This is a genomic window from Mesorhizobium huakuii, from assembly GCF_014189455.1.
In the GTDB taxonomy this organism is placed as follows: Bacteria; Pseudomonadota; Alphaproteobacteria; order Rhizobiales; family Rhizobiaceae; genus Mesorhizobium; species Mesorhizobium huakuii_A.
The window spans coordinates 2,473,086-2,486,573 of the sequence record NZ_CP050296.1; the positions used below are offsets into that span (position 1 = coordinate 2,473,086).

Annotated in this window: 11 protein-coding genes and 2 pseudogenes; 6 read left to right on the top strand and 7 right to left on the bottom strand. The window is 64.9% G+C overall.

All coding sequences use genetic code 11. The features are described from left to right. The first annotated feature begins 77 nt into the window (after positions 1–77). The 3 genes and pseudogenes from HB778_RS12200 to HB778_RS12210 all read left to right on the top strand — a co-directional run bounded on the left by HB778_RS12200 (position 78) and on the right by HB778_RS12210 (position 1,550). Positions 78–806: pseudogene (locus HB778_RS12200) on the top strand (SDR family oxidoreductase). A 2-nt stretch (positions 807–808) separates the two neighbouring features. Further along, positions 809–1,084, top strand: coding sequence for an Atu4866 domain-containing protein (locus HB778_RS12205; protein ID WP_183464108.1), 276 nt, complete (start codon positions 809–811; stop codon positions 1,082–1,084). Between the two features lie 91 nt (positions 1,085–1,175). After that, positions 1,176–1,550, top strand: a complete 375-nt coding sequence (locus HB778_RS12210) for a hypothetical protein (protein ID WP_183464110.1) — start codon at positions 1,176–1,178, stop codon at positions 1,548–1,550. 91 nt (positions 1,551–1,641) lie between these two features. Here the strand turns inward: HB778_RS12210 and HB778_RS12215 are convergent, their stop codons facing one another. The 3 genes from HB778_RS12215 to HB778_RS12225 all read right to left on the bottom strand — a co-directional run bounded on the left by HB778_RS12215 (position 1,642) and on the right by HB778_RS12225 (position 5,060). Further along, complete coding sequence (locus HB778_RS12215) at positions 1,642–3,099, bottom strand: autotransporter outer membrane beta-barrel domain-containing protein (protein WP_183464112.1); 1,458 nt, start codon at positions 3,097–3,099, stop codon at positions 1,642–1,644. Next, on the bottom strand, positions 2,994–4,550 hold the full coding sequence (locus HB778_RS12220; RefSeq protein ID WP_183464114.1) for a hypothetical protein: 1,557 nt from the start codon (positions 4,548–4,550) through the stop codon (positions 2,994–2,996). The genes HB778_RS12215 and HB778_RS12220 overlap by 106 nt, the downstream gene beginning before the upstream one ends. Before the next feature lie 219 nt (positions 4,551–4,769). Continuing rightward, entirely contained in the window at positions 4,770–5,060 is a 291-nt protein-coding gene (locus HB778_RS12225; protein ID WP_183464116.1) for a hypothetical protein, read from the bottom strand. A 57-nt stretch (positions 5,061–5,117) separates the two neighbouring features. On the opposite strand from HB778_RS12225, the gene HB778_RS12230 reads away from it, so the two are divergent. Next, positions 5,118–5,888 (top strand): SDR family oxidoreductase, encoded by a 771-nt coding sequence (locus HB778_RS12230; protein WP_183464118.1) that lies wholly within the window; start codon positions 5,118–5,120, stop codon positions 5,886–5,888. Between the two features lie 29 nt (positions 5,889–5,917). Here the strand turns inward: HB778_RS12230 and recQ are convergent, their stop codons facing one another. Beyond that, complete coding sequence (gene recQ, locus HB778_RS12235) at positions 5,918–7,753, bottom strand: DNA helicase RecQ (protein WP_183464120.1); 1,836 nt, start codon at positions 7,751–7,753, stop codon at positions 5,918–5,920. A 253-nt stretch (positions 7,754–8,006) separates the two neighbouring features. Here recQ and HB778_RS12240 point away from each other — a divergent pair, with 253 nt between their 5' ends. After that, entirely contained in the window at positions 8,007–9,428 is a 1,422-nt protein-coding gene (locus HB778_RS12240) for a coniferyl aldehyde dehydrogenase (RefSeq protein ID WP_183464122.1), read from the top strand. A 178-nt stretch (positions 9,429–9,606) separates the two neighbouring features. Here the strand turns inward: HB778_RS12240 and HB778_RS12245 are convergent, their stop codons facing one another. Then, entirely contained in the window at positions 9,607–9,945 is a 339-nt protein-coding gene (locus HB778_RS12245) for a cupin domain-containing protein (RefSeq protein WP_183464124.1), read from the bottom strand. Positions 9,946–9,967: 22 nt separating this feature from the next. Next, positions 9,968–11,376, bottom strand: a pseudogene (gene uxaC / locus HB778_RS12250) (glucuronate isomerase). 139 nt (positions 11,377–11,515) lie between these two features. Here uxaC and HB778_RS12255 point away from each other — a divergent pair. Further along, the gene (locus tag HB778_RS12255) at positions 11,516–13,015 is read left to right on the top strand and encodes a mannitol dehydrogenase family protein (RefSeq protein ID WP_183464126.1); all 1,500 of its coding nucleotides are present in this window, start codon (positions 11,516–11,518) and stop codon (positions 13,013–13,015) included. 50 nt (positions 13,016–13,065) lie between these two features. Here HB778_RS12255 and HB778_RS12260 read toward each other — a convergent pair whose 3' ends face one another. Beyond that, on the bottom strand, positions 13,066–13,473 hold the full coding sequence (locus HB778_RS12260; protein WP_183464128.1) for a F0F1 ATP synthase subunit epsilon: 408 nt from the start codon (positions 13,471–13,473) through the stop codon (positions 13,066–13,068). Positions 13,474–13,488: the final 15 nt, after the last annotated feature.

Sequence of the window (13,488 nt, forward strand, 5' to 3'; positions counted from 1 at the left end):
GATGTCTTATCGCGACAGTGGCGGAGACGTAAATCCTTGGCAATCTTGATCCCATTGAAGACGAAAGGATTTTTGCAATGGCTCTCGACAAGGTCGTTCTCATCACTGGAGCCTCCAGCGGGATCGGCTCCGGCATTGCCCGCGAACTCGGGGCTGCCGGCGCCAGGCTGATGCTGGGTGCACGCCGCATCGACAGGCTGCAAGACCTGGCGGGCGAGATCCGCGCGAAAGGTGGGGAGGTGATGACCCGCAGGCTCGACGTGACCGACCGGACCGATGTCGCCGCCTTCGCGGAAGCCGCGCGCCAGGCCTGGGGGCAGGTCGACGTCATCATCAACAATGCCGGCATCATGCCGCTGTCGCTGATGGCGTCGATGAAGGTCGACGAGTGGGACCGCATGATCGACGTCAACATCAAGGGCGTCCTGCACGGGATCGCCGCCGTGCTGCCGCAGATGACGGCGCGCTGAGCCGGCCACATCATCAACATAGCCTCCGTGGGTGCGCTCACCGTCTCGCCGACAGCGGCTATCTATTGCGCCACCAAATATGCGGTGCGGGCGATCTCCGACGGTCTTCGCCAGGAGAGGGATGACATCCGCGTCACCTGCATCCATCCCGGCGTTGTCGAAAGCGAACTGGCCGACACCATCACCGATACGATTGCCGCTGAAGCGATGAAAACGTACCGCGCGATCGCGCTGCAACCGGATGCCATCGGCAGGGCGGTGCGCTTCGCCATCGAGCAGCCCGATGACGTCGACGTCAACGAGATCGTCGTGCGTCCGACACGGGCGGCGCACTGAGCATGGCGCCGCTCGGCGTCACAACCACAGAGGACCAGATGAACAACCATCCCTATGTCGGCATGTGGGTCACGGCCGACCGCACCATCCGCCACGAACTTTTAGCCGACGGCCGCTATGTCGAGGCCAGGGGCAAACGCGAGCGTGCTTATCTGGGACGCTATCTCGTCACGGGGAATCACATCGATTATTGGGACGACACCGGCTTCACAGCGGACGGCGAGTTCATCGACGGGATCCTGCACCACGCCGGCATGATCCTCTACCGGGATAGATGACGAGCCGTGCAGGCCGTCCGAACCGATTGGCGCGAACGGATTTCTAAGCCTCTGTTGCTATCGGTTTGCCGACGGACGGAGCTTCCAGGCAGTGACCCAGCGCGCCTTCATCATCTTGCTCATCCTGCTGGCGGTGGCGGTCGCGCTGTCGGCGACAGCGTTTCCGGGCTCGATGATCGGCTTCCTGTTTGCGATCGCCGGAGCCTTCTTCGTCGCAGTACCGGGAGCAGCCATCGGCGACGCGCTCAGACAGGGCGGCGTTCCGGTGACCGGCGAGCAACTCCTGTGGGCTCTGGCCGGCCTCTACGCCCTGCTCCCGCTTGGCGCCGCCGTGCAGGCATGGCTGCGGCTGAGACGAGGTGATTTCGACAAAGCTCGATCGGCAGCGCTACGCCTGGCGCTCCTGCTGGCGCTGCCGCTGATGGCCTGGCTGTCGGTCAATTCAATGCAACACGCCTGGCCGTGAGGCTTGGCCTGGGCCGCTCATGGCGAACTCCGCAAATGCCGGGTTGCGGACGACCAGCTGATCCCGATGGCTACCAGTTGATCTCGATCGCTTACCAGTTGATCCCGATCTTTGCCTTGCCGGCATAGCTCTGGACATTGCCGGAGAATTCACCCTGGAAGCCGAGCGAAGCAAACAGGCCGGAGCTTGTTGTGTATGTCGCGCTGGTGTTGAGGAGAGCGGCGTTGGTGTCCGGCTCGGCCCCGTCGATGGTGAATGTTGCGCCGGGCAGGCCCTGGAACGTCGCCGTCACCCTGCGGTCGGTGCCGCCGTTGATCGCCCAGGCGGCGCGGCCCGACAGCGTCAGCTTCGCGCCATCCCGCAGCGGGATGTCCTTGTCGAGGTTGAGGCCCAGTTCGAAACGCGTCGCGGTGGTCGTCTGCGATCCGTAACCGAGCGCGAAGTCGCCGGAACCGGCGCTGGTCTCGGAATAAGCCGGCAAATGATAGGCCGTGGCCTGGAAGGCGGCGTAGGGTGTCAGCACCGCAACCGGCGTGGCGAAGCGATAGCCGCCCTCGACGCGTCCCGACCAGGTCTGCGCGTTGAAGGACGCCTCCAGCGTGTCGCCCGGCACCACCCGGCTGGTGTTGGTGTCGTTGAACCCGTAGGCCAGCACGCCGCCGATATAGGCATCGCCAAAACCCTGCCGGCCGAACACGCCGACATTGAAAGTGTCGGCATGGCCGGAGCCGAGATCATCCGACAATGAGAAGCTGGACGAACCGCCGCCGATGGCGACGCCAAGGCGCGTGTCGCCCCAGTTCCTGACGATGCCGCCGGCGATGCCAAAGATATCCGAATTCGTGTCGTGCGAGCCGACGCCGGCATCTCCGCCGATCTTCTGCGAACCACCATAGACGGCGCCCCATGCCTGCCAGCGGCTGGCGAAGACAGACCCCACCAGGTCGGCATTGTGGCTGGCCTTGATGCCGAGCGAGGCAAACTGGTCCTTGTCGCCGGCTGCCCTGTCTTCCGCATAGGCCGTCGCCCCGCCGCCACCGGCCGGACCCGCCGCGCCCTGGCCTGCCTGGGCATCGAGCGCATTGATGAACTGGTCGGCGCTGTCGATGCCGGCATTGGCGGCACCGGCCGCCACCTCGCCCGACACCTGGGAAAGCCCGTTCGCGTCAAGCCCGGCAAACGCGCCGGGCAATGAGCCGGTCCGGTCGAAGTAATCGAGGAGTGCCGTATCGACGCTCTTCTGGTTCTCGTTGAGCCCGGCGCCCATGGTCGGCACGGCGGTCGTCTGCAGATAGACGTCGTTCGCGGTGTAGTCATAGACGAGGCTGCTTGTAAGGCCCGGCAGCGTCGGGGCGTCGATACCCGCGAATGCAGTGCCGCCCAGTCCCCCGTCGGCATGGAGGATGGTATAGCTCTTGGCCACGAAAGTGCCCGGCAGGTAGGTCACCGCCACCGTGCCGCCCGAGAGGTCGGCCGTGCCGGTAACGTTGGTGCGGTCGGCCGTAACAGGCGAAACCTCGACGCTGTATGTGGAGCCCGCGCCGAACACGAGGTTCCCGGCGACCGTGATGGTGCCGATCGAATTGCCTGGCGCCAGAACGCCGCCCACGATCGTTGTGTTGCCAACCGTGCCGGTACCCCCAGCGTGCCGCCACTGTTGACCGTCGTCAGCACGGACGATGCAATCGACCCGTTCACCGACAGGACGCCACCATTCACCGTCGTCGCGCCGGTGTAGGTGTTGGCACCATCAAGAACGGTGCCGCCGCTGTTCTGGGTCACCGTGCCGTCGCCGCTTATGGCGGGTGAGAACGTGACGGCGTTCGATTGGTTGAAATTGATCGCGCCGTTATTGGTCAGGCTGGACAGGCCCGAAATCGTCCCGGCGACAGTCCCATTCGCAACCGCATTGCCGAGATTGAACGTGCCTGTGGCATTGATGGTAAAGCTGCCGCCGCTCTGGAAATTCAACGCACCCGCGAGGTTCAGCGTGCCTGCGCCACCGGCGCCACTGGGTCCAAGATACGAACCGACGAGAACTCCCGGAACTCCGGTGCCACCCAGGATAATTGCGCCCCCACTGCCGATGGCGATGGATGAGGTGGAGTCGACCGTAACGGCACCGCTGCCGCCCGCTCCGCCCCCGGCTACCGCAGTGTACCATGAGGCGCCGCTGCCGCCCATCCCGCCGACCAGCAGCGTTTCGCCTACAGAAAGGCTGGCGCCGTCCTCCAGCAAAACCGTGCCGGCACCACCAACCCCGCCGACACCGAAGGCGCCCGCGCCGCCGCCGCCGCCGCCAACCAGAATCGAGCGGTTCACGGTCAGCGTGACACCAAAGACGGTAAGGTCACCCGCGGATCCGTCACCGCCAGTGCGGTCCCAGCTACCGCCGCCGCCGCCGCCGCCCACGCCGACGAATTCGTAGCTTCCGCTGTTGGTCAGAATAAGCGAAGAGGGGCCACTCGCACCGGCATCCGGCGTCTTGCCCGAAATGTCGTTGCCGTCACCATCGACCACTTTGCCGCCGCCGCCGCCGCCGCTGCTATTTGCACCACCGCCGCCACCCAAGAGACCGCCAAGGCCGCCGCCAGCACCGTTGGCTCCCGATCCATCCGGGTTGACGCCAGCAGCGCCACCGGGGTTGACGATAGCAGGGCCCGCGCCGCCGGCAGGGTGCCCGCCGGTACCGCCGGCGCCGCCAAGCGCACCGCCGCCGCCGCCCGCGGCAGCCGTTGCACCACCGCCTCCGACGCCGCTGATACCGCCGCCAGTGCCTCCGGAAAATTGTGCCCCAATGCCGCCGCCGCCGCCGCCGATGCCGCCACCGCCGCCATTGCCCCAGCCGCTAGTGCCGCCGTCGCCGCCACTGCCGACCAGCAGACTATCGGCTGCCGCTGGCAGCGTGGCCAGCAGCAGAGCCGCTACGGACGTTGTGGCAAGAAGAACTTTTACACGGCCCGATCGACGAGCCGCCCCCGGAAATGTCACGCCAGACATGCCTTGCCCTCAAAAAACCGTCGCGCGCCCTACCGGCACAACAACATCGGCCAGGTGCGCCGACTGCAACGACCCAAGGCATGTCTCATCATGATTATGAAGGCTTTGAACGAGAATCCGTGCGCCTCTTGCAGTAGAGAGCCCAGACATCTGGGAGAGCAAGAGCGGCATTCGCGCCGCGGGCTTTTCATCTTGGGTTGTTGCTTGCCGGCAACAGGATCATAGAAGTAACCGACCAGATGAACCAAGTAGTGCATAAAAAAGTGGCACAGTCTGCAAAAAATAGTGCCGTCGAGCTTCGGATTCATGCGCCGCGATCGCGCCCGGAAAAACCTCGCCCAACGCCTTAAGCGTGGCGACACGAACGCCATTGACGTCGGGTGGTTCAGCCATGTCGATCAGCGCGCGATCGGAGACCATCACATGGGACCAGAACTCCCTTGCGAAACGCATTCGCCCGCGCATTAAGTTCATTTGACCGGCTTCGATTGAACGATAGGCTGACAACAAGCCGCCGATTGCCGCATGGGATCGGCACCCGTCCCATGTGCGCAGAGGCCGCCTGTTTTGAGCATTTTCGATCGATTTTCCCTGGAGGGGCGTGTGGCCCTGATCACCGGCGGCGGACGCGGCCTCGGCTTCGAGATCGCGCGCGCCTTTGCTGAAGCCGGAGCCCATGTCGTGGTGAGCGGACGCACCGAAGCGACGCTCGACGGCGCCGTCGCCGCCATCACCGGAAATGGCGGCAGTGCGCAGGCTGCGGTCTTCGACGTGGCCGACATCGGGGCGGGCCGCGCGATGATCGCAGAGATCAGTAAGACCCGAGGCCGGCTCGACATCCTCGTCAACAATGTCGGCGCCCGCGACAGGCGGCCGCTTGCCGCCTTCAACGACGACGACATCCTTGACCTGATCAGGACGGATCTTTTGTCGGCGATCTCGCTGTCGCGCGATGCGGCGGAGATCATGAAGGCCCAGGGCCATGGCCGGCTGATCGCGGTGACCTCGATCGTCGGCGAGATGGCGCGGCCCGGCGACGCCATCTACCCCGCCGCCAAGCAAGGACTGACCGGCTTGATGCGCAGCATCGCCGTCGAATATGGCGCCCACGGCGTGACCAGCAACGCCATCGCGCCGGGGATGTTCGCCACCGAGACCAATGCCGCGATGGCGGTAAACCCCGATCTGGTTGCCTTCGCGCGCCAGCGTGTTCCGCTACAGCGCTGGGGGCGGCCGCAGGAGATCGCCGGCGCCGCCCTTTTCCTCGCCAGCGACGCGGCTTCCTTCGTCAACGGCCATGTCCTGACCGTCGATGGCGGCATGTCGATACAGATGTGACTATAGCCTGCAGGATTTGGTGAGAGTCTTCAGACCGACCCGTCGGACCGGTGGGCAGCAATCGCCTTCAGAAAAATCGCCCCAAACTCCTTGAGCTTCGCCCCTCCCACGCCATTCACTTCGGCGAACGCATCGAGGTCCCGGGGACGCCGTTCGGCCATGTCGATCAGCGTGCGGTCGGAGAACACCACATAGGCCGGCACCTGGCGCTCCTTGGCCAGGCGCAGCCGCAGGGATTTCAGCGTGGCCAGCAGCGAAGCGTCGACGCCTTCGGCACCCGAACCCTCGGCCGCTCGCATCTTGCGCAAGGCGCGGCTGTGCATCTCGACACGGTAGTGGAACGGCACCTCGCCACGGCCAAGCGCATGGCCCTTTTCGGCGATGGCGAGGCCGCCATGGCCGCTCGGATCCGGCTCCAGGAAACCGTTGGCGACGAGCTGCCGGATCAGCGACAGCCAGAAATCCTTCTTGTGCGCCGCGCCGCTGCCGAAGCAGGCGAGCTTCTGGTGACCGCGGGCCAAAATCTTCTCGGTCTCATGGCCGAGCAGGATGTCGATGACATGGGCGGCGCCGAAGCGCTCGCCACTCTGCGCGACAGCCGCCAGGATGATGCGCGCCTCGGCAGCGCCATCGGCGCGCGGCACCTGGTCGACGCAATTGTCGCAATTACCGCAAGGCTCGGCTTCCTCGCCGAAATAGCCAAGCAGCACCTGGCGGCGGCACTGTGCCGTCTCGCAATAACCGATCAGCGTGTCGAGCCGGCGGTGCGCACGCCTCTTGTGCTCCACCGCTGCATCCTCGTCGTCGATGAACAGCCGCCGCATGCGGATGTCACCAAGGCCGTAAAGCATGTGCGCCTCGGCCTTGCGCCCATCACGGCCGGCGCGGCCGATCTCCTGATAATAGGCTTCCAGGCTGCCCGGCATATCGGTGTGGAAGACATAGGCGACGTCAGGTTTGTCGATGCCCATGCCGAAGGCGATGGTCGCCACCATGACGACGCCGGACAGCGTCATGAATGCGTTTTGGTTCGCCTCGCGCGCCTCCTTGCTCATGCCGGCGTGATAGGCGAGCGCGGTGACGCCGTTCTTCTCGAGGAAGGCCGCCATCTCTTCCGTCTTCTTGCGCGACAGGCAGTAGACGATGCCGCTCTTGCCCGAGTGGCGCTCGATGAAACGCAGCAATTGCCGCTTGCTGTCTTGCTTGGACTCGATCGCGAGCTTGATGTTGGGCCGGTCAAAACCCAGCACCAGCGTTTCCACCCGCTCCGCGAACAACCGCGCTTCGATATCGCTGCGCGTGCTTTCATCCGCCGTCGCCGTCACCGCGATGATCGGCACGTTGGGGAAGATGTGCCGCAAACGCGACAGGTCTTCATATTCGGGCCGAAACGCTGGCCCCCATTGCGAGATGCAATGTGCCTCGTCGATGGCGATCAGGCTGATTTCGAGCCTGGAAAGCGCCTCGAGCATGCGCTCGGTCATCAGCCGTTCCGGCGCCAAGTAGAGCAGCCGCGTCTGGCCTGATGCCACGCGTCGCCAGGCGGCGACATTGGCTTCGCGGTCGAGCGAGGAATTGATCGTATCGGCGCCGACGCCCGCCAGCCGCAAGGCGGCGACCTGATCCTGCATCAGCGCCACCAGCGGCGAAACGACGAGGGTGAGCCCGCCCATGACCAGCGCCGGAACCTGGTAGCAGAGTGACTTGCCGGCACCCGTCGGCATGACGGCCAGCACATGGCGCCCGCCGAGCAGCGCATCCATGACATCGGCCTGGCCGGGGCGGAAATCATCAAAGCCGAACACGTCCTTCAGGACGCGCCGCTTGGGATCCTCGGCCCGAATGCTGGCTGTCTGCGCCGACATCAGGATGACACCGGATCGGAAGCAAATTTTCGGGAATTGGAGAGAATATGGGAATCGATCAAGAGACTCTCCGCGCGATGCTTCGGAGTAGCGCAGCTGCCTTCGGAACACAACCGGAACGGTCCTCCCATGTTGACGGCGGACTGATTGGTCGTGGCTGGCGAAGGCACACCTTCCCCAGCGCCACCTCCACCCCCGCTGGATTCCTTCACGTCAGGATGTAAGCTTGGCCAGGCGAGCCAGGGAGGGTACGATGCTGCAGGTGAGACAGGATGTCCTCGGCGAACGGTTCCAGCTGCAGCGCACGGCCTTCGAGAAGCAGCCCTTTCCCGATCTGGGTGTGCGGAAAGACCGCCTGAAACGCTTGCTGGCGCTGACCGAGCAGCATGAGGCCGACATTTGCGCGGCGATCGGTGCCGACTTTGGCGGCCGCTCGGCGCATGAGACGCGCCTTGCCGAACTGTTCGTCGTGCGCGCCGGCATCCGCCACACGCTGTCTCATCTGAAAGGCTGGATGCGGGAGCGTCGTGTCGCCACCACCTTGCCGTTCTTGCCGGGCCGCAATCGCCTGCTGCCGCAGCCGCTTGGTCTCGTGGGCATCGTCTCGCCCTGGAACTACCCCTTCCAGCTTGCCGTCGCGCCGGTCACGGCAGCGCTCGCCGCTGGCAACCGCGTGCTGGTCAAGCCTTCCGAACTGACACCAGCTTTTTCCGAGCTGCTCGCCAGACTGGCCAGCGAGCATTTCGCCCCGGACGAGTTGAGCGTCATCACCGGCGATGCCGAGATGGGCAAGGCCTTCGTGGCGATGCCGTTCGATCATCTGCTGTTCACCGGCTCGACCGCGGTCGGCCGCCAAGTCGCGATCGCCGCTGCCGCCAACCTGACCCCGGTCACGCTCGAACTCGGCGGCAAGTCGCCGGCGATCTTCGACCCCTCCTGCGATCTCGATGCGGCGACAGCCAGCATTGCCTACGGCAAGCTGCTCAATGCCGGGCAGACCTGCATCGCGCCGGACTATCTGCTGGTGCCGAAGGGGCAGGCCGGCACGGTCGCGGCCAAGCTCGCAACCGCGGTGGCGCGGCTCTACCCAACGCTCCGCGACAACCCCGACTACACCGCCATCATCAGCGACCGCCACTTTCAGCGCCTGCGCGCCATGATCGCGGAAGCCCGTGACGCCGGCGCCGATGTCACCGAAATCAACCCGGCCGGCGAAGAATTCGGCGCCGCGAGCCGCAAGCTGCTGCCGACCCTGGTCAGCAACGCCGGCCCGGACCTGCGGTTGATGCGCGAGGAGATTTTCGGTCCGGTGCTGCCGATCGTCGAATACGCCACCGTCGACGAGGCAATCAGCCATGTGAACCAGGCCGACCGGCCGCTGGCGCTCTACTGGTTTGGCAACGACAGCACCAACCGCCAGCGCATCCTGCGCGAGACGATCGCCGGCGGCGTCACCATCAACGACTGCATGCTGCATCTGGTGCAGGAGAACCAGCCCTTCGGCGGTGTCGGCCCCAGCGGCATGGGCGCCTATCACGGCGAATGGGGGTTCCGCACCTTCAGCAAGGAGAAGCCGGTTTTCCTGCAGTCGCGCCTGAGCGCCGGCGCCCTGCTGCGCCCGCCCTATGGCAAGGCGTTCGAGCGGCTTTTCGGCCTGCTTCAGCGGATCACCTGACCAACCGCCGTGACCTCCGCGCATTAAGTTTATATTCACCATGATCCAGCAGGTTCCGATCCTGCGGTGATGTTTTGAGTACCGCGGCGCCACGGGCGCCCAGGCAACAAACCCGCGCCTCTTTGGAGGTGCGGGTTTTTCATTTCGAAAGAGAGCGCGAAGTCGGCCGCTGCTGCCCTCAGGCGAGAAAATCCGCCCGGTGCGGCGTAAAACTGTCGACCAGCCGCCCCGCTTCCAGCGCCTTGACGCCATGCACCAGACCGGACGGCACGATGAAGCTGCCCCCGGCCTCAAGAATCTCCGTCCGCCCGTCGATGGTCACCTCGAAGCGGCCTTCGGCGACATAGCTTGACTGCACATGCGGATGGGAATGTAGGGCACCGACGCCGCCCTTGTCGAAGCCGAATTCGACCAGCATCAACTCATCGATGGAGAGGAGAACGCGCCGCCTGTTGCCATCCGGCGTCGGCGTCCAAGCACCCTCGCCGGCATGCGCGAAGATCTTCGTCATCGTCATCTCCTCATCGCGGACGCATGCGTCAGAGCCGGTAGGCTTTCTTCGCCAGCGTATAGGCCAATTCCCCTGCCAGCTCATGCGCCTCGTCCTCGCGCAGCCGGTGTTCGGCGACGAGGCGTGCGAGGAAGGCGCAGTCGACGCGACGCGCCACATCGTGGCGAGCCGGGATCGAGGGAAAGGCGCGCGTGTCGTCGTTGAAGCCGACAGTGTTGTAGAAGCCGGCCGTCTCCGTCGTCATCTCGCGAAAGCGGCGCATGCCTTCCGGACTGTCGTGGAACCACCAGGCCGGCCCGAGCTTCAGCGCCGGGTAAACACCGGCCAGCGGCGCCAGTTCGCGCGCATAGCTGCTCTCGTCGAGCGTGAAGAGGATGACGGTCAGGTCACGCTCCAGCCCGATGCAATCGAGCAGCGGCTTCAGCGCCGTCACATAGTCGGTCCGCGTCGGGATATCGAACCCTTGTCGCGACCGAACTTTTGGAAAACGTCAGGCGAATGGTTGCGCCAGGAGCCGGGATGGATCTGCAGCACCAGCCCGTCATCCCGGCTCATCTTGGCCATCTCGGTCAGCATCTGGGCGCGGAACAGTTTATGCTCGCGCTCGTCCTCCGAGCCGCGGCGGATGCGGTTGAACAGCTCCTGCGCCGCCGCGTCGGAAAGGTTGGCGGTCTCGGCCGTCGGATGGCCATGGTCGGACGAGGTCGCGCCAAAACTCATGAAGAAAGCACGCCGCTGGCGATGCGCGTCGAGATAACCGGCCCAGCTGCCGGTGTCGCAGCCGGTGATCTCGCCGAGCCGATCGAGATTGGCCGAAAACCCCTCGAAATCGGGATCGACAACCGCGTCTGGACGATAGGCGGTGACAACGCGGCCCTCCCAGCCGCTGTCGCGGATCATCTTATGCCATTTGAGATCGTCGAGCGCGCCTTCGGTCGTGGCGATGACCTCGATGTTGAAGCGCTCGAACAAGGCGCGGGGACGGAAATTCTCCCACTGCAGCACCGTCGCGATCGTGTCGTAATGGCGGTCGGCTGTCGCGGCATTCAGCGGCTCTTCGATGCCGAACAGATGCGCCAGCACATGGTCGAGCCACAGCCGGGTCGGCGTGCCCCGAAACAGGTAATAGTGCTCGGCAAAGCGCCGCCAGATCGTCCTGCCGTCGGTCTCCACCGGAGCGCCATCCAGGTTCGCCACGCCGAGATCTTCCAGCCGCACGCCCTGGCTGAACAGCATGCGGAAGATGTAGTGGTCGGGCACGATGAGCAATTGCGCCGGATCCGGGAACGGCTCGTTCAGCGCATACCAGCGCGGATCGGTGTGACCATGCGGGCTGACGATGGGCAGGTTCTGGACGCCGGCGTAGAGGTCGCGGGCAAGCGAGCGCGAATGCGCTTCGGACGGAAACAGCAGGTCCGGATCGGTCAGCGCGACCATGGGAAAGCGGCTCCTTCCAGTCTGGATACCGGTACGTTCGGGCCAAGGCGAAGTCAATGTGTGCTGGCAAAGCGGCATCCTTGCGGCAGCCGCAAACAGGTGTTACGCCGCCTGTTATCCAAAGTCCCCAGTTCCCGGTATGGTGATGACCAGAAGCCATCTGTCCGACGCCACGCTTCAGAAGCTGCCCGCCGGGACCAAAATCCCCGTATATGACCGCGGCAAGGTTGCCCCCGGCATCGTGCATCTCGGCGTCGGCGCCTTCCATCGCGCCCATCAGGCCGCCTATGTTGACGAGTGCCTGGCGGCGGGCGAAACGGAGTGGGGCATCATCGGCGTCTCCTTGCGCAGCCCCGACACGCGCGATGCACTGGCGCCGCAGGACGGGCTCTACACGCTGGCGATCCGCAGCAGTGGCGAGGAGGAGCTGCGCGTCATCGGCTCGATTCAGTCGATGCTGGTGGCGCCGGAAGACCCGGGCGTGGTGCTTGCCGCGCTGACCGATCCACGCACCCGCATCGTCACGCTGACCATCACCGAAAAGGCCTATCTCAGGGCCGCGGGCGGCGGATTGGACGCCGCCCATCCCGACATCATCCACGATCTGGCAAATCCGCAAATGCCGAAAACCGCGCACGGTTTCCTCTCCGAGGCGCTTGCCCGGAGACGGACCGCCGGTACCCCTCCGTTCACCGTGCTCTGTTGCGACAACCTGCCCGCCAATGGCGCAACTTTGCATCGGCTGCTGACTGAATTCGCCGCATTGCGCGACGCCAGCCTTGGCTCGACCGGCGATGCCGCCCTCGTCGGTTACATCACCGACCAGGTCGCCTTTCCTTCCAGCATGGTCGACCGCATCGTGCCGGCAACCACGGACGTCGATCGGGCGCGCGTCGCCGGCGAACTCGGCATCGACGATGCCTGGCCTGTGATGACCGAGCCCTTCCGCCAATGGGTGGTCGAAGACAATTTTCCGGCGGGACGGCCGGCCTGGGAAAAATTTGGCGTCACAATGGTCGGCGATGTCGGCCCCTTCGAGGACATGAAGCTCAGGCTGCTCAACGGCGCGCATTCAGGCATCGCCTATCTCGGCCTGCTCAGCGGCCACGACACCGTGGACCGCGCTTTCGCCGATCCGGCGATCCGGCAATTTGTCGACGGGCTGTGGGCCGAGGCCATCCCGACATTGCCGGAGGATGCCGGGCTCGATACATCAACCTACACAGCCGAGCTTGCCGAGCGCTTTTCAAACACCGCACTCGCCCACCGCACCGCCCAGATCGCCAATGATGGCAGCCAGAAACTGCCACAGCGCATCATCGCGTCCGCTATCGAGTGCCTCGAAGCTGGCACCGAGTTCGTACATCTCACGCTGGTGGTGGCGGCCTGGATCGCTGCCTGCGCCGCGCGTGGAAAAACCTTGCCCGAAAGCCATTTCACCGATCCGCTCGATGTAGCGTTGACGGCGCTTTTGGACCAGCAGCTACCGGCGAACGAGACCGTGACGGCGGTGTTCGACCTTGCCGGCTTCGCTGGGGACCACGCCGAGCGCCAGACGCTGATTGAACTCACGGCGGTGCATCTGGTCCACCTGCGACGCGATGGTCCGACACTGGCCTTCGCAGCCTTGGGCATATAAACAAAAACCGGGGCAACCCCCGCTTTTCATCAAGTCATTTAGTGCGGATTTCAGGCCGGGATGATCGCGCCTTCCAGCGTGGTGAGCTGGCTAAGGAACTGCTCGGCCTTGCTGCGCGCCTGGTCGTCCTTGGCGTCGGCGGCGTCTTCCCTAGCTTCCTGGATGCGGCGGGCGAGATCGGCACGATCGACATCCTTCACCGCGACAGCCGATTCCGCCAGCAGCGTGCAGCCGGCCGGAACGATGTCGGCGAAGCCGCCAAACACGACATAGCGTTCTTCGCCGCCCGAGGCGGTCTTCACCGTGACGACACCCGGCTTGATGGTGGTCATGACCGGCGCGTGATGCGCCATCACGGTCATCTCGCCTTCGGCGCCGGGAATGACGACGGATTCGACCTGCTCGGAAACCAGCAGGCGCTCTGGCGAGACCAGTTCGAATTTGAAAGCTTCAGCCATGATCACTTTAGCGAG

What these genes read in the sequence shown, in the direction of transcription:
- HB778_RS12205 (WP_183464108.1), top strand. Translation starts at nt 809, where the DNA reads ATGGCGCCGCTCGGCGTCACAACCACAGAGGACCAGATGAACAACCAT.
- HB778_RS12220 (WP_183464114.1), bottom strand. Translation starts at nt 4,550, where the DNA reads ATGTCTGGCGTGACATTTCCGGGGGCGGCTCGTCGATCGGGCCGTGTA.
- recQ (WP_183464120.1), bottom strand. Translation starts at nt 7,753, where the DNA reads ATGTCGGCGCAGACAGCCAGCATTCGGGCCGAGGATCCCAAGCGGCGC.
- HB778_RS12240 (WP_183464122.1), top strand. Translation starts at nt 8,007, where the DNA reads ATGCTGCAGGTGAGACAGGATGTCCTCGGCGAACGGTTCCAGCTGCAG.
- HB778_RS12245 (WP_183464124.1), bottom strand. Translation starts at nt 9,945, where the DNA reads ATGACGATGACGAAGATCTTCGCGCATGCCGGCGAGGGTGCTTGGACG.
- HB778_RS12255 (WP_183464126.1), top strand. Translation starts at nt 11,516, where the DNA reads ATGGTGATGACCAGAAGCCATCTGTCCGACGCCACGCTTCAGAAGCTG.
- HB778_RS12260 (WP_183464128.1), bottom strand. Translation starts at nt 13,473, where the DNA reads ATGGCTGAAGCTTTCAAATTCGAACTGGTCTCGCCAGAGCGCCTGCTG.